Origin of the sequence: Lutimaribacter degradans (assembly GCF_023703375.1) — a bacterium.
Classification (GTDB): domain Bacteria; phylum Pseudomonadota; class Alphaproteobacteria; order Rhodobacterales; family Rhodobacteraceae; genus Lutimaribacter; species Lutimaribacter degradans.
Genome location: NZ_JAMQGO010000003.1, coordinates 290,028 through 311,463, shown reverse-complemented (window position 1 = coordinate 311,463; position 21,436 = coordinate 290,028). Strand labels below are relative to the sequence as shown.

Annotated in this window: 21 protein-coding genes; 5 read left to right on the top strand and 16 right to left on the bottom strand. The window is 64.0% G+C overall.

Translation table 11 applies throughout. The annotated features are described in order from the left end of the window. The first annotated feature begins 11 nt into the window (after nucleotides 1–11). From puhE to M8744_RS07815, 3 genes are all read left to right on the top strand, one after another. The gene (puhE, locus tag M8744_RS07825) at nucleotides 12–824 is read left to right on the top strand and encodes a putative photosynthetic complex assembly protein PuhE (protein ID WP_251412169.1); all 813 of its coding nucleotides are present in this window, start codon (nucleotides 12–14) and stop codon (nucleotides 822–824) included. Continuing rightward, complete coding sequence (gene hemA / locus M8744_RS07820) at nucleotides 814–2,028, top strand: 5-aminolevulinate synthase (protein WP_251412154.1); 1,215 nt, start codon at nucleotides 814–816, stop codon at nucleotides 2,026–2,028. The genes puhE and hemA overlap by 11 nt, the downstream gene beginning before the upstream one ends. 66 nt (nucleotides 2,029–2,094) lie before the next feature. Further along, on the top strand, nucleotides 2,095–2,556 hold the full coding sequence (locus M8744_RS07815) for a c-type cytochrome (RefSeq protein WP_251412135.1): 462 nt from the start codon (nucleotides 2,095–2,097) through the stop codon (nucleotides 2,554–2,556). Nucleotides 2,557–2,719: 163 nt separating this feature from the next. Here the strand turns inward: M8744_RS07815 and dxs are convergent, their stop codons facing one another. From dxs to M8744_RS07750, 13 genes are all read right to left on the bottom strand, one after another. Further along, entirely contained in the window at nucleotides 2,720–4,651 is a 1,932-nt protein-coding gene (gene dxs / locus M8744_RS07810; protein ID WP_251412132.1) for a 1-deoxy-D-xylulose-5-phosphate synthase, read from the bottom strand. A 162-nt stretch (nucleotides 4,652–4,813) separates the two neighbouring features. Beyond that, nucleotides 4,814–5,941: a photosynthetic reaction center cytochrome PufC gene (gene pufC / locus M8744_RS07805; protein WP_251412119.1), complete on the bottom strand. Its 1,128-nt coding sequence runs from the start codon at nucleotides 5,939–5,941 to the stop codon at nucleotides 4,814–4,816. Between the two features lie 3 nt (nucleotides 5,942–5,944). After that, nucleotides 5,945–6,931 (bottom strand): photosynthetic reaction center subunit M, encoded by a 987-nt coding sequence (gene pufM / locus M8744_RS07800; protein WP_251412116.1) that lies wholly within the window; start codon nucleotides 6,929–6,931, stop codon nucleotides 5,945–5,947. A 2-nt stretch (nucleotides 6,932–6,933) separates the two neighbouring features. Next, nucleotides 6,934–7,773, bottom strand: a complete 840-nt coding sequence (gene pufL / locus M8744_RS07795) for a photosynthetic reaction center subunit L (protein WP_251412113.1) — start codon at nucleotides 7,771–7,773, stop codon at nucleotides 6,934–6,936. 123 nt (nucleotides 7,774–7,896) lie between these two features. Further along, nucleotides 7,897–8,064: a light-harvesting antenna LH1, alpha subunit gene (gene pufA, locus M8744_RS07790; RefSeq protein WP_090030292.1), complete on the bottom strand. Its 168-nt coding sequence runs from the start codon at nucleotides 8,062–8,064 to the stop codon at nucleotides 7,897–7,899. Between the two features lie 13 nt (nucleotides 8,065–8,077). Then, nucleotides 8,078–8,227, bottom strand: coding sequence for a light-harvesting antenna LH1, beta subunit (gene pufB, locus M8744_RS07785; RefSeq protein WP_024808877.1), 150 nt, complete (start codon nucleotides 8,225–8,227; stop codon nucleotides 8,078–8,080). Between the two features lie 125 nt (nucleotides 8,228–8,352). Beyond that, complete coding sequence (pufQ, locus tag M8744_RS07780) at nucleotides 8,353–8,580, bottom strand: cytochrome PufQ (RefSeq protein ID WP_251412110.1); 228 nt, start codon at nucleotides 8,578–8,580, stop codon at nucleotides 8,353–8,355. Nucleotides 8,581–8,598: 18 nt separating this feature from the next. Beyond that, entirely contained in the window at nucleotides 8,599–10,065 is a 1,467-nt protein-coding gene (gene bchZ, locus M8744_RS07775) for a chlorophyllide a reductase subunit Z (protein WP_251412094.1), read from the bottom strand. Next, complete coding sequence (bchY, locus tag M8744_RS07770) at nucleotides 10,065–11,630, bottom strand: chlorophyllide a reductase subunit Y (protein ID WP_251412091.1); 1,566 nt, start codon at nucleotides 11,628–11,630, stop codon at nucleotides 10,065–10,067. The genes bchZ and bchY overlap by 1 nt, the downstream gene beginning before the upstream one ends. A gap of 78 nt (nucleotides 11,631–11,708) precedes the next feature. Then, a complete protein-coding gene (locus tag M8744_RS07765) occupies nucleotides 11,709–12,737 on the bottom strand; it encodes a chlorophyllide a reductase iron protein subunit X (protein ID WP_251412088.1) in 1,029 nt (342 codons plus the stop codon). Beyond that, complete coding sequence (gene bchC, locus M8744_RS07760; protein ID WP_251412085.1) at nucleotides 12,734–13,675, bottom strand: chlorophyll synthesis pathway protein BchC; 942 nt, start codon at nucleotides 13,673–13,675, stop codon at nucleotides 12,734–12,736. The genes M8744_RS07765 and bchC overlap by 4 nt, the downstream gene beginning before the upstream one ends. Before the next feature lie 131 nt (nucleotides 13,676–13,806). After that, complete coding sequence (locus tag M8744_RS07755) at nucleotides 13,807–14,934, bottom strand: acetylserotonin O-methyltransferase (protein ID WP_251412082.1); 1,128 nt, start codon at nucleotides 14,932–14,934, stop codon at nucleotides 13,807–13,809. Nucleotides 14,935–14,948: 14 nt separating this feature from the next. Next, the gene (locus M8744_RS07750; RefSeq protein WP_251412079.1) at nucleotides 14,949–15,815 is read right to left on the bottom strand and encodes a polyprenyl synthetase family protein; all 867 of its coding nucleotides are present in this window, start codon (nucleotides 15,813–15,815) and stop codon (nucleotides 14,949–14,951) included. 84 nt (nucleotides 15,816–15,899) lie between these two features. Between M8744_RS07750 and crtD the strand changes: the two genes are divergently transcribed. Together crtD and crtC are read left to right on the top strand one after the other, a co-directional pair. Beyond that, nucleotides 15,900–17,405, top strand: coding sequence for a 1-hydroxycarotenoid 3,4-desaturase CrtD (crtD, locus tag M8744_RS07745; RefSeq protein ID WP_251412076.1), 1,506 nt, complete (start codon nucleotides 15,900–15,902; stop codon nucleotides 17,403–17,405). Between the two features lie 41 nt (nucleotides 17,406–17,446). Next, nucleotides 17,447–18,322, top strand: a complete 876-nt coding sequence (gene crtC, locus M8744_RS07740; protein ID WP_251412487.1) for a carotenoid 1,2-hydratase — start codon at nucleotides 17,447–17,449, stop codon at nucleotides 18,320–18,322. Nucleotides 18,323–18,337: 15 nt separating this feature from the next. On the opposite strand, the gene tspO is transcribed toward crtC, so the two are convergent. The 3 genes from tspO to M8744_RS07725 are packed head-to-tail and all read right to left on the bottom strand — an operon-like array spanning nucleotide 18,338 to nucleotide 21,404. After that, nucleotides 18,338–18,820, bottom strand: a complete 483-nt coding sequence (tspO, locus tag M8744_RS07735; protein WP_251412072.1) for a tryptophan-rich sensory protein TspO — start codon at nucleotides 18,818–18,820, stop codon at nucleotides 18,338–18,340. Nucleotides 18,821–18,825: 5 nt separating this feature from the next. Continuing rightward, nucleotides 18,826–19,866 (bottom strand): 15-cis-phytoene synthase, encoded by a 1,041-nt coding sequence (gene crtB, locus M8744_RS07730; protein WP_251412069.1) that lies wholly within the window; start codon nucleotides 19,864–19,866, stop codon nucleotides 18,826–18,828. Next, on the bottom strand, nucleotides 19,863–21,404 hold the full coding sequence (locus M8744_RS07725) for a phytoene desaturase (RefSeq protein ID WP_251412066.1): 1,542 nt from the start codon (nucleotides 21,402–21,404) through the stop codon (nucleotides 19,863–19,865). Before M8744_RS07725 ends, crtB begins: the two co-directional genes overlap by 4 nt. Between the last annotated feature and the right edge of the window lie 32 nt (nucleotides 21,405–21,436).

The following is a 21,436-nucleotide window of genomic DNA, read 5'->3' as shown; positions in this document are numbered from 1 at the left end:
AAAATAGCGGCATGAGCCTGGCCGATCCCTGGATAGCAGCCCTGACGGCCTTGTTCCTGTGGTGGTTTTCCACGGGCGCGATCCTGCTGGTGGTGCGACTGGCCGACCGGGTTGGCGGACGAGCCGGGCTGGGGGTGACACTGGGCGGGTTGCCCGTTCTGGGGCTGGGCCTTTGGGGATACGCGGCGACGCTGCAAGGCACGGGGCCTGCATCGGCCTATCACGGGTTCCTGGCGGCGCTGGCGATCTGGGGCTGGATCGAGCTGGCCTTCCTGACCGGCATAGTGACGGGGCCGAACCTGCGCCCCTGCCCCAAGGATCTGCCCGAGTGGGAGCGATTCATCAGGGCCTGGGGCACCGTGGCCTATCACGAGATGGCGCTGCTGGCCGCCTTGTTGCTGTTGTGGTGGCAGGGCGACGGGGCGGCCAACATCTTTGGCTTCTGGACCTTTGTGATACTTTATTTCGCGCGGATCTCGGCCAAGTTGAACCTGTATTTCGGGGTGCCGCGCATCAATACCGAGTTCATACCCGGCGCCTTGCAGCACTTGCCAAGCCATTTCCGCGTGCGGCGGGCGAACTGGCTGTTTCCGGTGTCGATCACGGGGCTGTCTTTCGCGGTCGCGTGCTGGCTGGAGCGGCTATGGGCGGTAACCGCGCCGGGCGAAATGGTTGGTTTTGCCTTGCTGGGCGCGATCAGCGCGCTGGCATTGCTGGAACATTGGCTGATGGTGGTGCCGCTGCCCGATGCCAAGCTGTGGCGCTGGATGTTGCCCGCGTCCAAGGAAACAAAAGGAAACGTGGAGGGACATCATGGATTTTGACGCCATGTTCGCAGCGCAGTTGGAAGCGCTGAAAGAAGAAGGCAATTACCGCATCTTTGCCGAACTTGAACGCGAGTGCGGTGAGTTCCCGCGCGCGCGCAGCCATGATGACGGTGCCCCGGACAAGGTGACGGTATGGTGCTCGAACGATTACCTTGGGATGGGCCAGAACGCGGTTGTGCGCCAGGCGATGAAGGATGCGGTGGATGCATGCGGCACCGGCGCGGGCGGCACGCGCAACATTTCAGGCACGGCGCGCCACCACGTGGCGCTTGAGGGCGAATTGGCCGAGCTGCACGGGAAAGAGGCGGCCCTGCTGTTCACCAGCGGTTACGTGTCGAACTGGGCCGCGTTGAGCACCCTGGGAAGCCGCCTGCCTGACGCGGTGATCCTGTCGGACGCGTTGAACCATGCCAGCATGATCGAAGGGATGCGCCATGCGCGCTGTCAAAAGGTGATCTGGAAACATAACGACCCAGAAGACCTGGATCGCAAACTCGCCGCCCTGCCCGCCAACGCACCCAAGATCGTGGCCTTTGAATCGGTCTATTCGATGGATGGCGACATTTGCCCGATGGAGGAGATCATCGAGGTGGCCGAGAAACACGGCGCGATGACATATCTTGACGAGGTGCACGCCGTGGGCCTTTACGGCCCGCGCGGTGGCGGCATTTCCGAGAAACGCGGGCTGGCGCATCGTATCGACCTGATAGAAGGCACGCTGGGCAAGGCATTTGGCTGCGTGGGCGGATATATCTCGGGCTCGGCGGCGTTGTGCGATTTCATTCGCTCATTTGCCAGCGGGTTCATTTTTACCACGGCCCTGCCGCCCGCCGTGGCCGCGGCGGCGCAAGCGTCGATCGCGCATCTCAAGGTTTCGGACACCGAACGCCGGCAGCAGCGGCGGCAGGTGGCGCGGCTCCGGGCCGAGTTGGACAAGCGAGGCATTCCGCACCTGGACAACGCCAGCCACATCATCCCGGTGATGATCAAGGACCCGGTGAAATGCCGGCAGCTGGCCGATATCCTCATGCGCGACTACGGAATCTATGTTCAGCCGATCAATTACCCCACCGTGCCTAAGGGCACCGAGCGGCTGCGCTTTACCCCCGGGCCCTTGCATACCGACGCCGATATCAATCACCTTGTCGAAGCGTTAAGCGTGTTGTGGAAACAATGCGCCATCGCGCACGCGGTGGCCTGACCGGTTGACAGCGCGCCCGGCGCGCTAGGTCTACCACTAAGAAGATAAATCAGCGGAGAGAGACCCATGAAAACCGTTCTGAGCACCTTGACCTTCGTGGCGCTGTCGTCGGCCGCATATGCGGGCGGCCATGCTTCGGGCGATGCCGAGGCGGGCGAGAAAGAGTTCCGCAAATGCAAGGCATGCCACATGATCCAGGACGCCGAGGGCGAAAACATCGTGCGCGGTGGCCGGACCGGACCGAACCTTTGGGGTGTCGTCGGGCGCACAGCCGGCACTTATGACGATTTCCGGTATTCCAGCTCCATGGCAGACGCGGGCGAAGCGGGGCTGGTCTGGGATGAAGAAACCTTCGTGGCCTATGTGCAGGATCCGACAGGGTATCTGCGCGAGTACCTTGATGACAACGGAGCCCGCGGCAAGATGAGCTATCGGCTGCGCGACGCAGGCGATGCGGCCGATATCTGGGCCTACCTCGCCAGCGTATCGCCCGAACCCGAGATGGACGACGCTGAACAAACCAACTGACCTTATCGTCGTTGCGATGTGGAAAGGCGCACCCGTCCGGGTGCGCCTTTTTCAATCTGGGTGGTCCGTGACTTGCAAAGTGGTTGCCAAGGACGAGACAGTTCCGGGCCATTATTCATGCCCATCGGTGCAGCTGTTTTCCTGTCGGTTCCAAGCCGCCGCGCTAGATCACGCTGGTCAAGTTCACAACGCTGGCTGTGGCCGGGCGCAGGATGGCACGCGCCGTGGCCGCGATGCTATCGGCAGTCAGGCCCGCATCGGCATACATGGCGCCGGGGCTTGCCTGGTGAATGACATGGTCGGGCAGCGTCAGCGTGCGCACCGACAAGCCGCCACGATCCAGCAAGCCGCTGGCCGACAGATCATGCAGCACCATCGCGCCAAAGCCACCCTGAACACCTTGTTCCACGGTAATCAGGGCACGGTGGTCGCGGGCCAGCCGACCCAACAGCTCACGATCAAGCGGCTTGGCAAACCGCGCATCGGCCAGCGTCACGCTAATGCCATCGCCCTCCAACGCGGCGGCCGCGCGGCGGCACTCGCCCAGATGGCCACCAAGCGACAGGATGGCCAGGTCAGTGCCCTCGGCCAACACCCGGCCCTTGCCGATTTCCAGCACCTCGCCCCGCTCGGGCAGCGCGACACCTTCGCCAGCGCCGCGGGGATAGCGAAAGGCGATCGGCCCCACGTCGAATTCGGCAGCGGTCGCGACCATATGCATCAACTCGGCTTCGTCACCCGCCGCCATCACGGTAAAGCCCGGCAGGTTGCACAGGAACGCCAGGTCGTAGGCGCCGGCATGGGTGGCGCCGTCGGCCCCGACCAGCCCCGCCCGGTCGATGGCGAAGCGCACAGGCAGCCCCTGAAGGGCAACGTCGTGCACGACCTGATCATAACCGCGTTGCAAGAACGTGGAATAGATCGCCGCAAAGGGGCGCAACCCGCTGGCCGCCATGCCAGCGGCAAATGTCACCGCGTGCTGTTCCGCAATGCCCACGTCATGCACGCGGGCGGGGAACCGGCCGGCCATCTTGTCGAGGCCGGTCCCCCCGGGCATGGCCGCCGTGACCGCCACGATACGCGGGTCACGCGCGGCAGCCTCGGTCAACGCCTGGCCGAATACCGCCGTATAGCTGGGCGCGCCCGGCGCCGATTTGGCCTGCGTGCCGGTGATGGGGTCGAACTTGGATACGCCGTGATACTTGCACGCGGCGCTTTCGGCAGGGGCATAGCCCTTGCCCTTGACCGTGCAGACATGAATGAGGGTAGGGCGCGTGGCGCGCGCGCGCGCCGCGCGCAGTACCGGCAACAGCTGGCCCAGATCATGGCCATCTATCGGCCCGATATAGTCGAAGCCCAGTTCCTCGAACAAGGTGCCCTGCCCTGCCATGCCGCCGGTCACAAGCTGCCGGGCGCGTCGGGCACCTTCGCGCATCGGTTGGGGCAGCGCGGCCTCGACCCCCTCGGCCAGGCTGCGCATCCTTGCCAGCGGCTCGTTCGCGTAAAGACCGCTCAGATATGACGACATCGCACCAACCGGGGGCGCGATGCTCATCTCGTTGTCATTGAGAATGACGAACATCCGCCGCCCCGCGGCACCCGCGTTGTTCAAGGCCTCGTAGGCCATGCCGGCCGAGATTGCCCCGTCACCTATCACGGCGATGGCGTCACCCGTCGGCTGACCCATATCGCGACCCAGGGTAAACCCCAGGGCGGCAGAGATCGAGGTGCTGGAATGGGCCGCGCCGAACGGGTCATACTCGCTTTCGTCACGCTTGGTGAAACCCGACAGCCCGTCTTTCTGACGCAGGGTGCGGATACGGTCGCGCCGGCCGGTCAGGATCTTGTGGGGATAGCACTGGTGGCCCACATCCCAGATCAGCTTGTCCATAGGGGTGTTGAAAATCGCGTGGATCGCCACGGTCAACTCGACCACACCCAGGCTTGACCCCAGATGCCCGCCCGTTTCGCTGACGGCCGAGATCAGCTCGGCCCGCAGTTCGTCCGACAGTCGTTTCAACTGGGCATCGCCGAGCGCGCGCAGGTCAGCCGGGCCAGCGACCTTGTCGAGGGTGGGTGTATCGGGACGGGTCATCACGTGACTCCTTATCTTGGAAAACCAAGGCACCGCATCCGAGTGTGTCCCGGATGCGGCGCCAGGCTCCTGTCGCCAACAGGAAGGGACCCGGGGTTTCCCCCGATGTCCGGCCCCCGGGACACAATCGGGAACCGAACGAGGCGAGGACAGCGTGCTGCCCTATTGCGTGGCCGGGGCGTAATCCGGCGCGCCGGTCGTGGCCAGTTCTGGCCAGTCGGCAATGACGTTCAGGCCCTGGAGCGGTTGCTGGTAACCCTTGTGGCAGGTCTTGCAGGCGGCCTTGGGCGCGTCGGCAAAGACCGGGCCCAGGCGGTGCTCGGGGTAGACGTCTTTCAACGGCACGAGGTAGTCGTTGTTCATCTCTTGCACCATCGCGATGCCAAGGCTGGCGGTCGACCATTGCGGCGTCACTTGCGCGGGGTCATAAAAGGCCCGGCTGTTGTGACAGAACACGCAATTCACACCCAGCGAGTTGCTGAAGTAATTCATCAGCGAATAGGTTCGCTCGGTGTTCTGCCAGGTCGGCACATCCGGGTCGGTCACGTCTTCGGAAACGCGACTTTCCAGGTTGTGCACACCGATACGCTCGTACTCCAGCAGGTAGGATTCCAGCGCATCCGATGGCAGCGAGGTCGATTGCGATTGCACCGTCACCCTGTTTTGAACCGCTGACCAACCGGCCGTGGCGCTTGTGAGCGGGCCAAGACGGAACCAGATGTCACTGGGCACGTTTTCGCCGCGATGGCAGGTGTAACAGGTCACGCCCACCTCTTTGTTAGCGTTGACGTGACCATCCCAGTTCTCGTTGATATTCTGGGTCATCTCGATCATGCGGCGCGACACGACCTTGGTATAAAGGTCGTCGCTGCCATATTCCTCGAGCTCGACGTCACCGTGACAATAGGCACAGCCCTCGTCCGGCGCGACCCATTCGGTCATGGCCAGCATCAGGCGGTTGAAATTATCCTCGGTCAAGTCACCCAGCACCTGGACATTTTCGTAAATGTCACGGGCCAGCGGCTCATCGCCCTGGGGAAGGAACGGCTGGTTTTCGAACACCGCCTCGATCGCCGGGTCGGGGGTCGCAAGGTCGGCCTCGAACTCGGGAACCGACATGCCGGTGCCGCGCGGGCCGGTTTGCAGGCTGTCGGTGGCAAAGGGTTGCCCCCAACTGACCAGCAGCGCCGCGACCACGACCGCCCCGCCCACGCCCCCGACAAGAATGCCGGGGCCGTAGATGTTGGTGGGGTGCTCGGAATTCCACTTGGAAAACCACTTGGGAAACATGACTCAGCCCTCCTGTCCGATGAAGGATTCGTAGGAGCGGAAATCCTCGTAGCCATACGAACCGTCATACATGGGGGCGAAATGGTGCTCTTGCGCCCAGATGAACCAATTATCCACCACGGTTCCGGTCAACAGGATGCCGATACCGCCCGTGATGGGGGTGAGAACCGCAAACCACCACGCCCAGCGATGGATTCCTTCCATCGTGGCATTGAAGCCCATGGTCCAGCGCCAGAACAAGGCGGCGCGTTCGGTAGCCGTGCCCCGGTCGTAGATCTGTTCCAGTTCACGGTCGCCACCGAAGCGGGTAACGGCCAGGATGGTGGCGCCATGCATGGCGAAAAGCAGCACAGAACCGTAAAGGAACACGATCGAAAGACAGTGGAACGGGTTGTAATAGAGGTTGCCGTACCGGATCGAGAACGCAGTCGTCCAATCGAGGTGCGGGAAGATGCCATAGGGCACGGCCTCGGACCATGATCCCATAAGGATCGGGCGGAACAGGCCCAGTACAAGGAACAGCCAGATCGCCGACCCGAACGCCCAGAATACGTGCTTGCCCATCTTCTGCTCGGCCGCCAGTTGCCACGACCGCAACCACCACAGCATCACCGAGACCAGCAGGAAGAAGCTGGAGATGATATACCAACCGCCATCGTTCAGCGGTGGAATACGCAGCCCGTATTCGGGGCTGGGCGGCTCAAGCGCCAGCCAGAATAGCTGCCGGATGAATTCGGGGATCGAGTAATCGACCTGCGCCAGCATGTTCATGCCGACGATGACAAACCAGACCAACCCCGACGCAATCGACGCAACGCCGACCATGCCGATATTGATCGGTCCCAGCTGCGCGTTGCCGAACCACCCCAGAAGGGAGGAAAAGAACGGCGTGCCGGCGCGGTCTTCCATCAGGGTGCCGAGGTCGTCGGTGCCCCATTCGGGCTGTCCGCGCACCTGCACCTGCGTGAATATGTTTTGATATTCGGCCATTGTTACATTCCCACCTGAGAGGGCCAGATCGGCAGCTCAAGCCACCAGTTCCACCATTCGGGCCAGCCAGCCGTCCAGACGGGGCCGGAAATGATGATGCAAACCGCGCTGAAGAACACGGCGTTGATCGCCAGCAGGAACCCAAGGCGGTGAATGCCCAGCGTGCCGACCGAGTAGCCGATGAAGTCGCGGAAAAACGTGTCCTCGTGGTCGGGCGTCTTGGCGATTTCGCCCTTCTCGGGGTTCGCCGCCGACAGGATCAGGCCGCCATGCAGCGCCAGCGCCAGCGTGGTGGTGAAAAACAGCGTCACCGCCAGCATGTGTGCCGGGTTGTAGTGAAAGTGCAGATAGGCGTAGCCGGTGTTGCTGACCCAATCCAGGTGGCTGAAGATGCCATAAGGAAACCCGTGCCCCCACGCTCCCATCAAAAGCGGGCGAAAGATGACCAGCGTCACGTAAGCCAGGATCGCAAAGCTGAAGGCGAAGGGCACGTGATACCCTATCCCGAGCTTTCGGCAGATCTCGACCTCGCGCAGGGCCCAACTGATGAAGGATGCGGTGGCGCAGATCGTGATGAACTGCCACAGCCCGCCCTCGTTCAGCGGTGCGATGCCCAGCCCGTAAGACAGGTCAGGCGGCGCGATATTGATAAGCCAGGGGTTCCACGTGCCCTGCTGGGCAGCCCCCCAGAAAATGAGGATTGTGCCAAGAATGGCGAAAAAGGCGGTCGTGACCCCGAAGAAGCCCACGTAAAAGGGCCCCACCCAGAAGTCGAACAGATCGCCGCCGATCAGCGTCCCTCCGCGGACGCGATACTTTTTTTCGAAGCTGAGCAGCGCCATCTTCCTAAGTCTCCGCGTTTGGCGGCGCGGCCTGTCCAGACCTTAGCCGTCGTTATTGCCTTGGTTCGCTGCGGGCGGACGCGCCGCCCGCAGCGGTCATGGATGGGCATTCATGCCCCGCGATCACTCGCTTGCTGCGGCGCGCGATGCGGCGGCGTTTTCGAACCAGTTGATGCCGTTTGACAGCACCACCAGGTGAATCATCACCGCCAGCAGGAACAGGAAAACGCCCTGCGCGACGAACACCCGACGGGGGTCGAAAACCAGCCAGATCTTGTAGAACTTTGCCATTTCTCTGCTCCCCTCAGAACCACGGTGCCCAGATGTAGGTTGCCAGGTGGGCAACCACTGCAACCGCCGTGAACAGCCAGAGGCCGCTCATATAGACGGAATGCAGCTCTTGGGCTTGCTCGTCGGTAAGACCTGTGAAGGACAGGTCGGTATTATCAGCCATGAACTTTCCTCCGGAACGTTATGCTGACGCCGTGAACCCCTCACGGCAGGGTCCATCCAGGTGCCTTTCGACACCCTTCAGGCCTGTCCATCCCTAAGGAATGGTCAGTCTCGGGTTCGGCCTTGTCAGACCGAGAATACGATGGGCGTGATGCGATCGGCCTCGGCCCAGGCGCGGGCCAGCGGGCCCCGCGTGATCAAGGTTCTTTCGCGCGCCACGGCCCGCACCCACGATATCGTCGCGAACGGAATCGCCACGACAAAGAACAGGGCAAAAAACACCCGGAATTCCGCGCTGCGGCGCGAGATGCACCGGCTGGGCCGGGTCGGCAGTTTCGAGGTCACATCGGTCATGTGGCGTCCTCCCTTTGGTTATTTCGTTTCAGCCGTGGCGCGTTGTGGCGCCAAAGCCTTGATTGTTTCGATCACCACGCGCTCGTCGCCCTGCTGCAACGCGCGCTCTTCGGCGGCATCGCGCAGTTGCTTGGCGGCGGAAATGCGGGTCAGAACCGGGTGGCTGGCCACGATGCGGTCCAGCTCGGCCTGCGCGTCGGCATCCCAGGGGAAATCGCGGCGCAGCTTGGTGGGCGTGGCAGGCGCCTCGTCCATCTGGCTGCCCAGCGGCAGGATGTGGAACAGCGCATCGAACAGGCCATTGCACACTTCTTGCAATACGTAGGTGGCCCCGGCGTAACCCATGAATGGTGTGCCGGTATGCCGCCGGATCGCCGCGCCGGGAAAGCTGGCCGGAATGAACGCGGGTTGCGGCCCGTGCCCGGCCTTCATCTCGGCGAGGTACATTTTCTCGTTGATCGACCCCATCACGATAAGCGGGCGCTTTTGGTGCATCAGCGCGCGCACTTCCTCGTTATTGGTCTTGGCCCCGGCTGTCCGCGCCACGGCAAAGGCACAGGGCAAGCCCAGATCGCTTTCCATGTAATGCCGGATACCGCGGGCGTATGTTTCATTCGCCACGATGGCAAAGCTGGCGGTTGCAAAGAAATCCTGCGTCACGCTGCGCCACAGATCCCACACGGGTTTGATGGTCGAATGTTTTTCGCGGGCGATGAACGGTTCCGGGTCAAGCCCCAGCAAGTCTCCCAGCTTGCGCAGAAAGCGCGTTGTGCTGTCTATGCCGATGGGTGCCTGTAGATAGGGTTTGCCCAGAACCTCGGCCAAACCACGACCAAACTCACGATACATGCAGATATTCACATCGGCATTCACGAGGTTACGCATTTCGGCCAAGTGGCTGCCCAGCGGCATTACCATGTTGACCTCTGCGCCGATCCCCTCAACCAGGCGGCGGATCTCGGCCAGGTCGGAGGGCATGTTGAACGTTCCGTACATCGGCCCGAGGATATTGACGCGGGGGGCGGCGCCCTCTTCACGCTTCTTCTCGGGCGGCATGCGACCCTTGGTCATGCCGAATTCGGTAAAGATCCAGGTCATCGCGCGGTCCGCGCTTTGCCACTGATCCTCGTCGATGGTGCGTGGCAGAAACCGTTGGATATTCGTGCCCTGCGGCGTGACACCACCACCAATCATTTCCGCGATCGAGCCCGTGACAACCACCGCGGGCAAGGCCGGGTCCAGCACCTTCCATGCGCGTTCCATTGCCTCTTCTGTGCCTTTGCCCATTTCCTCTTCGGCGAGGCCGGTCACGACGATGGGCAATTCATGCGGCGGCAGCGCATCGGTGTAATGCAGCACCGATGTCACCGGCAGGTTTTCACAGCCTACGGGTCCGTCGATGACCACCTGCAATCCCTTGACGGCGGTAAAGGCGTAAACGGCGCCCCAGTAACCACCCGCGCGATCATGATCCTGAACAAGCATCAGATCATCTCCTGCGCTTTGGCGGCACGGGCCAGCTTGTCGAGCTTCTTTTGATGCTGGGCGCGGAAATCGGGGCGCAGGTTGGGCGACCCTTCCCAGATACCGGCGGTATCGCCGCTGCCCACCCCGTCAAAGAACTCGGCCATGTGGTCCATGCGGTCCTTGTTGGCCATCGCGGCGTTGATCACCTCGGCCAGGCTGCCGGCACCCGCAGGCCCCATCAGGGGACGGGCCGAGATAAGGTTGGTGAAATACAGCGCCGGGATTGTCAGTTCCTTCGCCTTTTGCACCACGGGCGTTGTGCCGATGGCGAGGTTCGGCTTGATCGCCTCCATCGCGGCGCAATCATCTTCGAGCGAGGCGCGGAATTTCACCTTCACCCCCCGATCGGCCAGCCAGGCGGCATCGTCTTGGTTCCAAGGCGTTTTCGGGCAGGCGGTGCCGACGTAAGGAACATCAGCGCCGCTTTCGATCAGCAACCGGGCCACCAGCAATTCGCTGCCCTCGTATCCTGACAGGGTGATGGTGCCGTTGATCGGGGCCTTGTCCAGCGCCTCGCGGGTCGCGGGAACAAACGCGTTCTGCGCGGCGGCAACCTGCGCGACAGAGAGGCCAAAGGCATCACCAATGGCCGCCAGCCAATCATGAGTGCCCGAAACCCCGACCGGGGCCGAGCCGACAACCGGGCGGCCCGCAGCCTGGAATTCACGCACCGAGGCGGTGTAAAACGGATGGATCGCCGCCACTACCCCGCCATCCAACGCGGCATAGAGCTCGCGCCATTCGCGGCAGGGTACGACCGGCCCGGTCGCCAGCCCCATGGGTGCCAGCATCGCGCCGATCATCATGGGGTCGGCCGGGAACATCTCGCCCAGCAGGGTGACGGTGGGCCGGTCTTCGGTCCCGCCATCGGGGCGCGGCACGGGGCCGGCCTCGGCCTCTTCCCGGGCGTATTTCAGCATCGCACCGGCCAGCACATCCTTGGCCTCGGCATGGGTCGGTACGCCAAAGCCCGGCACGTCGATGCCGACGATGCGCACACCGTTGATCTCATTCGGCAGCAGGCGCAGCGGCACGCCACTGGCGGTGGGCACGCACAAGTTGGTGACAACCACCGCGTCATAGCGCTCGGGGTCGGCCAGCTCGTGCACGCTGTCGCGGATATCCTCGAACAGCTTGCCGGTGACCAGCGTTTCGGAGTTGAACGGCACGTATCCCACGGAACGCCGCGCACCGTAGAAGTGGCTGACAAAGGTCAGGCCGTAGACGCAGCAGGCCGATCCCGACAGGACGGTAGCAACCCGTTTCATCCGAAGGCCAACCCGCAACGACCCAAAGGCCGGGCACATGGATTGCGGCTTGTCATGGGGGCCGGTGGGATAATCGGCGGCGAACTTGTCGAGCAACTCCGACTGTCCGGCATCGCGCGCGGCCTGTTGCATGGTCGTGCCCGCATGACAGCCCAGCCCCGGGTCGCCTTCCAGCAGCGGTGCGCTGTCGTCGGGCGCGGTGCCAAGGGTCACCTCGGTTTCGTGGGCGGTATCATATGTCTCTTCGCGGCTCATCACTTGCCTTTCGGCGCCGGGTGCGGCGCCCGTTCCAGTTGCTTCAGGGCCTTGTCCCAGCGGGCGAGCTCATCCAGGTCAAACATCGTCGTAGACCACTTCCAGGGATTTCATCGGCGCAGCGTTCTTGCCGCGCATGTCCGTGTCGGTCGCCGGTTCCAGCACCACGCCCTCGCCGGTGTCAGACCCGTCGAACAGGTCCAGCAACCCGTCCTGGTCCAGCGGCGTCGGACGCACCGGCGGCGCGACGGCCACGTTCTCGCCAAGCTCGGCGAACAGCGCACCCCAAGGCGAGGCGTCGGTGCCGACGATCTGGTAATTGGCGGATTTCTTGCGCAGGTCATCATCCTGCGGGATGCTGGCGAGGATCGGGATGTCGACCGCCTTGGCAAAGGCCTGCGCCTCGCCCGAATGGTCGTCCTTGTTCACCACCAGACCCGCGACGCCGACATTGCCGCCAAGTTTGCGGAAATACTCGACCGCGCTGCAGACGTTGTTCGCGACGTAAAGCGATTGCAGGTCGTTTGACGCGACCAGGATCACCTTCTGCGCCATATCGCGCGCGATTGGCAGGCCAAAGCCGCCACAGACGACGTCGCCCAGGAAATCGAGCAGGACGTAGTCGAAATCCCAGTCATGGAAGCCCAGCTTTTCCAGCAGTTCGAAACCGTGGATGATACCGCGCCCACCGCAGCCGCGACCGACCTCGGGGCCGCCCAGCTCCATCGCGAAGACGCCGCCGCGCTTGAAACAGACATCGCCAATGGCGACCTCTTCACCGGCCAGCTTTTTCTTGGTGCTGGTTTCGATGATCGTCGGGCAGGCCTTGCCGCCGAACAGCAGGCTGGTCGTGTCTGATTTCGGGTCGCAGCCGATCAGCAGCACGCGCTTGCCCTGTTCGGCCATCATGTGTGACAGGTTCGCCAGCGTGAAGGATTTGCCGATACCGCCCTTGCCGTAAATCGCGATGATCTGGGTCTTGCTGGTGGGTTCGGCAGCAGGGATTTCCATCCCCTCCTCGGCAGCTTCGTCTTTCAGGCGCTGGTCATAGCCTTTCAGGTTTGGCACGTCGCGCGTATCCGCGCGCTTGTCGACGTCGTCCTTCATGCGGCTTGCTCCCAATTGAGTATCATTTTCAGGCAATTCGGGTCTTCGAATGCCGTGGTGTAGGCGGTGGGCGCCTCGCTGGCCGGCGCCTCGTGGGTGATCAGGCCACCCAGCGACAGCGCGCCGCTTTCCACCAGCGCGCGGGTGGCGGCGAGGTCGGCCCTGTCCCACTCGGCGGCAACGCGGAACCGCGCCTCTTTCATGAAAGCGGGCGGAAAGGCGAATTGCAGCGGCTCGGTGTAGAAACCGGCCAGCACGATTTCCCCGCCCTTGGCGATGCGGCCCACGAGATCGTTCAGCAGGCCGCCGTTACCGCTGGCGTCGTAGATTGCGTTGTAATCGCGGCGGCTGTCGGTGTCGGGGTGGATCACCTGGTAACCTTCGGCGCCCGTGGCACGGTCGGGGTTGATCTCCCACACGGTGGGCGCAGGGGCACCGGCGGCGATGGTCAGCCGCGCCAGCAAACGGCCCAGTACGCCGTGACCCACGATCAGGTCGGGCACGGTCTTGTCCATTCCGGCCAGCGCATGGCGCGCGGTGGCGGCCAGGGCCAACAACGCGCCCTGCGCCCCCAGCCCCGAATCTATGCGGGTCACCCGGTCGGCATCGGTGACCAGCATCTTGGCTGCGCCCCCGAACAGGCCGAACGCGCCTTCATAGCAATTGGCACCCGGCACGAAGACCCAGTCACCGGGGCGAAACCCGGTGTCGGCCCCGGCCTCGATCACCTCGCCGGCGGCTTCGTAACCGGGGACAAGCGGGTACCCCATGCCGGGAAAGGGCGGCATCTGGCCCGACCAGAACAGCTTTTCGGTGCCGGTTGAGATTCCCGAATGAGCGATACGAACCACAAGGTCGTTTGGCCCCGGCTGCGTCAATGGCAGCACCTCGACCCTCAGATCCCTTGGTCCGTTCAGGAGGACGACGGATGTTTGCATGGTCTCCTCCAAGCATTGGGTTGCAGCGATTTTCCCGTGGAAGACTCGGCTGCGCCTGTTTCAATATAGTGTCAGTTTAACTTTACACTATCGTCTGTCAATATTTATTGACGTTCCCGCAAGAGAAAGCGTCAATCTTCTTTGACACACGTCACAACAGACGTGACGAAAGGGCGTGACGCGCGGGGAATCTGGATGTCGGAGAATCCCGCTTCGCGGCACAGCTCGGCGATTCGCGCCGCCGAGCGCGTGCGCCCGGTACCCATCGCCAGGGTGTAAAAGGCAAAATAGACGTCGGTGACCGAATCGGGCCGCGCCCCACCCGACATCGGCTCTGACACGATCAGGCGACCACCCGGGGGCAGCGCGGCATGAACCTTGGCCAGAAGGGCGCGCACTGTGGTATCTTCATGATCGTAAAGCACCCTGATCAAGCTGATGGCATCGGCACCTGTCGGCAGCGCGTCATCACGAAATGACGCAGGGCGCAGCATGACGCGCCCCGCCACGCCCAACCGATCCAGACGCGCGCGGGCGCCATCTAGCACGGTTGGCAGATCAACCAGCGTCATCGTCAGGCCGGGATAGGCCCGCCCCACCGCCGATAGAAAGGCACCCGTACCACCCCCCACATCCATCAGATGCGAAACGCCGCGCAAGGGGACCATGGCCAACGTATCCTGCGCGACCAACGCCTGGCTGTCAGCCATAAGGTCGGAATAGGCCTGCGTAACCTCGGGGTCGACCGCGCCGGACGCGCCGAACACGTATGGCCAGAATGCCGCCAGCTCGGTCTCCCGCTGGCCTTGCAAAAGGGTCACCGGGTCGGCCATGTCACGGTAGAACGCGCCATGATGTTCGATCATCTGGCGCAGGCCCGGCACGCCCAGCAGCGCCGCACCTTTGCGTGCCAAGGCAAAGCGGCCGTCACGGCGGCGTTTGAGCAGCCCCATCGCCGCTCCGGCCTGGCACAAGATCTGCATCCTGTCCTCGGACAGGTCCGCGGCATGAGCCAGGGTTGCTACCCGCGCGGGGCCGGCCGTCAGGTGATCGAGCACTTCAAGCTTTACCAGCGCGGTCAACGCTTGCGATTCGACAAAGCCCTGCACGATATGGAAAATTGCCGCTCCATCACGACGGACCAGCCCGCGCGTCAACGGAAAACGCGCTGCCCAGGTTTGAAACCCCGGTCGCGCGATCAACCGCGCGAGCGCCCCGCGCAGCCGTGGGGCAGATCGGGGCGCGGCGCCGTCGGCCATCGGTTATACCTGTTTCACTTTGCGACGGGTGTGATGACGGGGATAAGGCGCTCGGCTTGCATACGCACCATCTGCGCCAATGCCGCCTCGCCCGGGCATGACGGGATCGAGGCGATGGCCCCGGACAGTATGTCGGTCAGGCGCTTGATCGCCCCCTCGACCCCCAATTCGGACACCGCATTTGGGCGCCGGTGCAGATCATCCTGCCCGGCAGGCTTGCCCAGCGTGTCGGAGTCGTACAGCGCGTCGCGCAAATCGTCGGCCACCTGGAACGCTTCACCGATGCGGGCACCCAGTTCCTCCCAGTCGTCGGGCTCTTGCCCAGCGGCAATGGCGCCCATCTGCGTGGCAGCCACGAACAGCGCCCCGGTTTTCGACCGATGATAGGCACGCAGATCGACCTGTGGTTCGCTTTCCCAGCCTTGCCCGGCACAGATGCCATTGGGCATACCCGTTCGCTGCGCCAGCGTAAGCACCAGCCGCGCGCTGCGCCCGGCATCAAGATGGGCCACGCGGGCCAGCACCTCGAACGCCAGAACGATCAGGCTGTCACCGGCCAGCACCGCCAGCGGTTGGCCGTAGGCGCGATGCACAGATGGCTTGCCGCGCCGCGTTTCGGCATCATCGAAACAGGGCAGGTCATCATGGACAAGCGATGCGCAGTGGATCAGTTCCAACGCGGCGGCGGCGGCATCGGTGATCTGCGGTCGGTCATCGCCACAGGCCATCGCAACCGATGTCAGGATGGTCGGCCGAATACGGGCACCACCCGGTGTGGTCGCATATCTGAGCGCCTCGGCCAGTTGCCGCGGCGCGACCCCGCCCTGCCCGGTCGCCACCGCCTGCATCACGGCATTGTCGATGCGTTCGCTCAGTCCCATGGCGTCCCTCGTAATGTCAGGAATTTTTCCTCTATGTGTAAATCAAACTGGACAGTTTTGAATCGCGAGTCAAGAATTGTCTCCATGTTCGATACCGGCACAAACCTGGCTGATCGGCCCCGCACCATCGTGGTGGGCGCGGGAATCGGCGGGCTGGCCTGTGCGCTGCGGCTGGCCCATGCGGGCCATGCGGTGACAGTGCTTGACCGCCACAACCATCCCGGCGGCAAGATGCGACAGGTGGACAGCCCCGCAGGGCCGGTCGATGCCGGGCCAACGGTGCTGACCATGCGCCCGGTGTTCGACAGCCTGTTTGCCGATGTAGGCGCGCGGCTGGAAGATCACGTGACACTGACAAGGCAGAACGTGCTGGCACGCCATTTCTGGCCCGATGGGAGCGACTTGACCCTGTGGAACAACCGTGGCCGGAACCTCGACGCGATAGACGGTTTCGCCGGGCCGCGCGCGGCAGATGAATTTCGCCGGTTCTGCGCCGATATGGAACGGCTTTATGCAGCGTTCGACGCGCCCATGATGCGCGCACCCGACCCTTCGGTGGGACGGCTGACAGGCCGGGTTCTGCTTGACCCGGGCCTGATCTGGGCCATGGCGCCGCTCGCCACCATGCGCACCGACCTACGCAGGCGATTTTCCGACATGCGCCTGGCACAGCTTTTCGCCCGCTATGCCACCTATGTAGGCGGGCATCCGGGGCTGACACCCGCGCTCTTGTCGCTGATCTGGCGCGCCGAGGAGCAGGGCGTTTGGGCCGTTGACGGCGGTATGCAAGCGCTTGCCCGCGCAATTGCCGACCTGGCCGCAACCCGTGGGGCCGTGTTACGCCTTGGCACGGATGTATCGCGGATCGAAACCGGGAATGGCCGCGTCACCGGCGTGACGCTGATCAACGGCGAGCGCTTGGCCGCCGACACGGTGGTATTCAACGGCGACCCGCGGGCGCTGGCGACCTGCGCGCTTGGCACCGGCGTGGCACAGGTGGCCACCCAAACCCTGACCACCCGGCGCAGCCTGTCGGCCCGCGTCTGGGCCTTTGCCGCAACGCCTGAGGGGCCTGACCTGGCCCATCACAACGTCTTTTTCGCCGCCGACCCCGACGAAGAGTTCGCCAGTATCGCGGCAGGACAAATGCCCACCGATCCCACGATCTATGTCTGCGCCCAGGATCGCGGACAGGGTCAACCGCCGCCGCTGGTCGAGCGGTTCGAAATCATACTCAACGCTGCACCCCTGACCGATGCCCAACGCCCCGACAAGGAAGCCCAGACATGCCACCAAAGGACATTCCCCACGCTCGCCCGGTTCGGGCTGACGTTCCGGGCCGAACCGGGGCCCGAGGCGCTGACCACGCCATCGGACTGGAACCGGCTGTTTCCGGCCAGCGCGGGCTCGCTTTACGGGCAATCCCCGCACGGGATGACGGCGTCGCTGAAACGCCCACGGGCACGCACGACGATTGCCGGGCTGTACCTGGTGGGCGGCGGGACGCATCCGGGCGCAGGGGTGCCGATGGCAACGCTCTCAGGCCAGCATGCGGCCGCGGCGATATTGAAGGACCGAACTTTGACCTAGACGTGCCGCCCAACGGCTATGCCTGGTGGTATGTTGATGCGATCAGCGATTGCGGCAGCCGTGCGCTATCGGTTATCGGGTTCATCGGCTCGGTGTTTTCGCCCTGGTACGCCTGGTCAGGCCGACGCGACCCCGAGAACCATTGCTGTATCAACGTGGCCACCTATGGCCCAGGCGGGCGGTTCACCATGACCGACCGGGGGCGTTCGGCGCTGCGCAAGACGGGTGGCGCACTGACAGTGGGGCCCTCTGCGATGCGCTGGCAGGATGGCAAGCTGCTGATCGAGGTAAACGAATGGGGCGCGCTGCCCATGGTCACCCCCGTGCGCGGCACGATCGAGGTCGTGCCCGAAGCGGTGACATCGGTCGAACTGCCGCTGACATCCGATGGCGCCCATGTCTGGCGCCCCTTCGCACCGGTGGCGCGGGTGAGTGTCGCGCTCGAAGCGAAGGGGTGGCAATGGCAGGGCCACGCCTATTTCGATGCCAATTTCGGCACCCGCGCGCTGGAACAGGATTTCGCGTTCTGGACATGGGGCCGCTTTCCTGAGGCCGACGGGGCAACCTGCTTTTACGATGCGACCCGGCTGGATGGCACACGCCTGGCGCAGGCTGTGCATTTCGACCGCGCGGGCAATGCCGGCGCTATCACGCCTCCGCCGCTGCACCCGATGAAACGCAGCATGTGGGCCGTGCGGCGCGAAACGCGGGGCGATGCAGGATGCCAGCCGCGACAGGTGATGAACATGCTGGATGCGCCATTTTATTCCCGCTCGATGGTGCGCACGGTGCTTGGGGGCGTCGAAAGCGTGGGCGTGCACGAAGCGCTGGATCTGCGCCGCTTTCGCTCGCCCCTGCTTAAGCCGATGCTGGCCTTTCGCGTTCCGCGCCGGGCCAGGTGGTCTTTTCCGTCCTAGCGCGCGAATCCCCGATCAGCGTTCCAGTTTCGGCGGGTTCGCGGCGGTCTCGGGGTTGCGGCGCAATACCGAAAGGTTCAGCGCGCCCGCCACCGAGACCCAGCCCAGATAGGGCAGGAACAAAAGCCCTGCGATCCAGTCGGCCTGCCAAAGCGCCAGCATCGTCACCGCAACGCTAAGCCACAAAAGCGACAGAACCAACATACCGCCTCGGATATTCCGCAACCCGAAAAACACCGGCGTCCAAAGCCCGTTCAGCGCAATCTGCAACGACCACAGCACCAGGGCGAGCGTCCCCTGCCCGCTGATCGCGGCGCGCGCGCCAGCGGCGGCCATGCATATGTAAATCGTCGTCCAGGCAACAGGGAACAGCCAGTTGGGCGGGGTCCAGCGGGGCTTGTCCAGCGACCGATACCACGGGCCCGGCGGAAAGATCGCACCGGTCGCACCCGCCGCAAGGCAGGCACCAAGAAAAATAACGAAGTACAGCCAGACCATCTATGTCAGGTAGAACGGGCTGCCGCCGCTTGCAAGGATGCTTTTTGCGCGCGGTCCTGCGCCTCGAGCTGTCCCAGAAGCGTCACCACCCTGTCCGACCAATCGGCCTGACGCGGGGCCGGGCATGCAGCGGCGTCGACCAGGAACGCCACTTCCGGCAACGGACGGGCATAGATGGTCGCCGGGCGCGGCATAACCAGCGTGACACCGGCGCGCACCATGGACAGGCCCAACCAACCGAGTTTGCGGCCCCGCCCGGTCCGCGCGCGGGTCGTGACTGAATCGAACCCGCGCGCGCGTACCCGGCCCCCGATCCCGGCATATATGTGGCGCGCCGCATAGATGCCCGGGCGGCAATCGGCAGGCAGCGCGGCAATCCCCGATTCCGAGCGCGCGTAAAGCGCATCGGCTTGGCGCAGCAGGCGGCGCACCACGGCGCGCAGCGCCTCGGACGGGTGAGGATCGGCCAGGAAGGCATCAGGCGCAAGCCCTGCGTCCTGCAACCAGTCGGTGGGCAGGTAAAGCCGGCCCTCGGCCGCGTCCTCGCCCACGTCGCGCGCGATATTGGTCAATTGCATCGCAACGCCCAGGTCACAGGCGCGGGCCAGCGCATGCTCGCAGCGCACGCGCATCAGCACGCACATCATCGCGCCCACCGCGCTGGCCACGCGCGCGCTATAGGCGTGCAGATCGGACAGCGAGGCATAGCGCCGTTCCATCGCGTCCCAGGCGAGCCCCTCCAACAGGGCCTCGGGCAAGGCGCGCGGCATGTCGTACTCTTCGATCAGCGCGGTAAAGGCGCGATCAGGCGCGGCATTACGGGGCCGCCCGGCATAGGCCAGGTCCAACCGTTCGCGCAGCGCCAGGACCGAGGCCGCCTTGTCTGCTTTCAGGTCCACCTCGTCATCGGCAAGGCGGCAAAAGGCATAAAGCGCCAGCGCCGGGTCGCGCACGCGGGCTGGCAACAACCGGCTTGCGGCGTGAAACGAAAGCGATCCGTGGCGGATCGCCTCGCGGCAATGCTCAAGGTCGCCACCGTCCATCATGCGCGCACCGGGTCGGGCACGAGTTGCGCCAACACCTCAGCCGACGAGATCACGCCCGGCAGCCCCGCGCCCGGATGCGTGCCCGCGCCCACAAGGTAGAGGCCCTTGGCCTCTTCGCTGACGTTGTGGGGCCGGAAATACGCGCTTTGCAGAATCCGCGGCTCGATCGAAAAGCCCGCGCCGTGGGGCGACAGGTATCGGTCGCGGAAGGTATCGGGTGTGAACACTTCCGAGGCTGACAGGTGATCGCCCAGCCCCGGCAACAGCTGCTCCTCCAACACCGCCTGCACCTTTTGGCGATAGGGCTCTGCCATCGTGGCCCAATCGACCGGGTTGTCATGGCCCAGGTGCGGCACCGGCGACAGAACGTAGAACGTGTCGTCGCCCTCGGGCGCGACGGTTGAATCGACAACGCTGGGGCGATGCACGTAAAGGCTCATGTCATCGGCAAGCTTCCCCTTGATAAAGATATCCTCGACCAGGCCGCGATAGCGAGCGCTGTTGAGGATCGTGTGATGGCCCACATCGCCCCATTTTCCGCGCGTGCCACGCGTGCCGAAATACCAGACGAACAGCCCCATCGACCACCGGGCGCGGTTCAGCTTGCGCTGCGACCAGCGGCGCTTGCGGTGGTTGCGCAGCAGGGTGTCATAGGTGTGGCCGGCATCGGCGTTCGACACCACCACATCGGCCCGCAGGATTTCACCCCCCGACAGGCGCACGCCGCGCGCGGCACCGTCTTTCAGCAATATCTCGTCGACATCGGTGTGTAGACGCACATGCCCGCCCTGATCCTCGATCACGCGGGCCATGGCATCGGCAATCGCCTGTACACCGCCCATGGCGTAGTGCACGCCGAACTGCTTTTCCAGGTGGCTGACAAGGATGTACATCGAGGTCACGTTGAACGGATCACCCCCGATGAACAGCGGATGAAACGAAAACGCCATGCGCAGGCGCTCATCCTTGAACCGTTTTGCCGCATGGGCATAAACGCTGCGGTCAGCGCGCAACATGGCAAAGCGAGGCAGCACCTTGATCAGGTCGCCAAACCTGTGCATCGACCGGCGGCCCAGGTTCTCGAACCCGAACCAGTATCGCGCTTCGCTGTCTTTCAGGAACTTGTCATAACCCGCCACGTCCCCGGGCGACAGGCGGGCCACCTCGGCGCGCATCTTGTCGGTGTCGGGGCACGCCGTGAAGGTCGAGCCATCGGGCCAACGGATTTCGTAGAAAGGGTCAACCGGGCGCAGGTCGACATCGGCATCGAAATCGCGCCCGCAGTCCGCCCAAAGCTCTCGCAACACCTGCGGCACCGTCACGATGGTAGGGCCCAGGTCAAAACGGTGCCCGTTCTGCATCATCGACGAACCGCGCCCACCGGTGCGATCCAGCCGGTCGAGCACCGTCACGCGATACCCCTTCGCACCAAGCCGCATGGCTGCCGAAAGCCCACCCAGCCCGGCACCGATCACCACGGCATGTGGCGCTCTTTCCTTGCCGGCCTGCACCGGAAGCGAGGTATCAATGCGTGTCATGGCGGCCTCTCAGGTCATTATGTCTAGTTTAG

What these genes read in the sequence shown, in the direction of transcription:
- bchC (WP_251412085.1), bottom strand. Translation starts at nt 13,675, where the DNA reads ATGCAAACATCCGTCGTCCTCCTGAACGGACCAAGGGATCTGAGGGTC.
- M8744_RS07815 (WP_251412135.1), top strand. Translation starts at nt 2,095, where the DNA reads ATGAAAACCGTTCTGAGCACCTTGACCTTCGTGGCGCTGTCGTCGGCC.
- dxs (WP_251412132.1), bottom strand. Translation starts at nt 4,651, where the DNA reads ATGACCCGTCCCGATACACCCACCCTCGACAAGGTCGCTGGCCCGGCT.
- M8744_RS07765 (WP_251412088.1), bottom strand. Translation starts at nt 12,737, where the DNA reads ATGAAGGACGACGTCGACAAGCGCGCGGATACGCGCGACGTGCCAAAC.
- crtD (WP_251412076.1), top strand. Translation starts at nt 15,900, where the DNA reads ATGTTCGATACCGGCACAAACCTGGCTGATCGGCCCCGCACCATCGTG.
- pufM (WP_251412116.1), bottom strand. Translation starts at nt 6,931, where the DNA reads ATGGCCGAATATCAAAACATATTCACGCAGGTGCAGGTGCGCGGACAG.
- bchY (WP_251412091.1), bottom strand. Translation starts at nt 11,630, where the DNA reads ATGAGCCGCGAAGAGACATATGATACCGCCCACGAAACCGAGGTGACC.
- M8744_RS07725 (WP_251412066.1), bottom strand. Translation starts at nt 21,404, where the DNA reads ATGACACGCATTGATACCTCGCTTCCGGTGCAGGCCGGCAAGGAAAGA.
- pufL (WP_251412113.1), bottom strand. Translation starts at nt 7,773, where the DNA reads ATGGCGCTGCTCAGCTTCGAAAAAAAGTATCGCGTCCGCGGAGGGACG.
- pufA (WP_090030292.1), bottom strand. Translation starts at nt 8,064, where the DNA reads ATGGCAAAGTTCTACAAGATCTGGCTGGTTTTCGACCCCCGTCGGGTG.
- puhE (WP_251412169.1), top strand. Translation starts at nt 12, where the DNA reads ATGAGCCTGGCCGATCCCTGGATAGCAGCCCTGACGGCCTTGTTCCTG.
- pufQ (WP_251412110.1), bottom strand. Translation starts at nt 8,580, where the DNA reads ATGACCGATGTGACCTCGAAACTGCCGACCCGGCCCAGCCGGTGCATC.
- pufC (WP_251412119.1), bottom strand. Translation starts at nt 5,941, where the DNA reads ATGTTTCCCAAGTGGTTTTCCAAGTGGAATTCCGAGCACCCCACCAAC.
- bchZ (WP_251412094.1), bottom strand. Translation starts at nt 10,065, where the DNA reads ATGCTTGTTCAGGATCATGATCGCGCGGGTGGTTACTGGGGCGCCGTT.
- tspO (WP_251412072.1), bottom strand. Translation starts at nt 18,820, where the DNA reads ATGGTCTGGCTGTACTTCGTTATTTTTCTTGGTGCCTGCCTTGCGGCG.
- M8744_RS07750 (WP_251412079.1), bottom strand. Translation starts at nt 15,815, where the DNA reads ATGGGACTGAGCGAACGCATCGACAATGCCGTGATGCAGGCGGTGGCG.
- pufB (WP_024808877.1), bottom strand. Translation starts at nt 8,227, where the DNA reads ATGGCTGATAATACCGACCTGTCCTTCACAGGTCTTACCGACGAGCAA.
- hemA (WP_251412154.1), top strand. Translation starts at nt 814, where the DNA reads ATGGATTTTGACGCCATGTTCGCAGCGCAGTTGGAAGCGCTGAAAGAA.
- crtB (WP_251412069.1), bottom strand. Translation starts at nt 19,866, where the DNA reads ATGATGGACGGTGGCGACCTTGAGCATTGCCGCGAGGCGATCCGCCAC.
- M8744_RS07755 (WP_251412082.1), bottom strand. Translation starts at nt 14,934, where the DNA reads ATGGCCGACGGCGCCGCGCCCCGATCTGCCCCACGGCTGCGCGGGGCG.